We start from the raw sequence: 919 nt of genomic DNA, 5'->3' as shown, positions 1-919 counted from the left end.
CGGCCAGTGCTGTTGGTCATATTACAACTTAGATATTAACCACTACCCGCTCCCACACCAATTCGGCGATGTGCTTTACCTGCGGTCCGCTCCCTCGGCGCCGGAAGGTGCCTTCCAGATTCATGAGGCAACCCCAATCCTGGCCCACCAGCAGGGGGGCACCGGTAGCGGCGATGGCGGCGGTCTTGTCCGCGGCCATGGCGGCGGAGAGCTGCGGTTCCTTGACCGCGAAGGTCCCGCCGAAGCCGCAGCACTCGTCGGCATGGTCGGGCTCCAGGACGCGGACGTTGGCGAGCCGGTCGAGTAGCTCCCGGGCCGCATCCGCAACGCCCAGCTCACGGCGCGCCGAGCAGGAATTGTGCAGGACGACAGCCAGCGGCGGTCCCGGAGCCACGGGTCTGAGATCCAGGACCCGCACCAGAAACTCGGTAAACTCATAGACCCGACCGGCCAGATCCAGGGCGCGGGCCTCATCAGGGGTGCCGGCGAAGAGCCGCGGGTAGTGCACGCGGAACATGCCCGCGCAGGAAGCAGAGGGGACCACCACCGGGATGTCCGCGGGCAAGGCGTCGAGCTGGGCGGCCGCTACGCTACGGGCCTGGTCCCGGTAACCGGAGTTGTAGGCCGGCTGACCACAACAGGTCTGACCCTGGGGGTAGCGGACCCGGATGCCCGCCCGCGCAAGCAGCCGCATGGCGGACAGGCCCGCCTGTGGATAGAGCAGATCGATCAGACAGGTCCCGAAGAAGTAGACCGCGTCGGGCTTGCGCATGGCCGGATTATATACCCGTTGCACGTGAATATTTCGGCGCGGTACAGGTTGTTCGTATCCGGTTCGCGAACTGAGCCACTACCAGTTAAGTCCTGGCATTATGGAACGACTCCGACAGCTGGGCACAGCAGGCTCCTCTCCCCCCGA

Annotated in this window: 1 protein-coding gene; it reads right to left on the bottom strand. The window is 65.5% G+C overall.

Annotated elements, in window-relative coordinates:
- Window positions 1-28: 28 nt before the first annotated feature.
- The gene (locus E1958_RS19625; RefSeq protein WP_243725316.1) at window positions 29-796 is read right to left on the bottom strand and encodes a (Fe-S)-binding protein; all 768 of its coding nucleotides are present in this window, start codon (window positions 794-796) and stop codon (window positions 29-31) included.
- Window positions 797-919 lie beyond the last annotated feature (123 nt).

This window comes from Candidatus Thiosymbion oneisti (assembly GCF_004359955.1).
In the GTDB taxonomy this organism is placed as follows: domain Bacteria; phylum Pseudomonadota; class Gammaproteobacteria; order Chromatiales; family Chromatiaceae; genus Thiosymbion; species Thiosymbion oneisti.
Note: the sequence above shows the minus strand (reverse complement) of the source record. Positions and strands in the feature narration are given on the sequence as shown.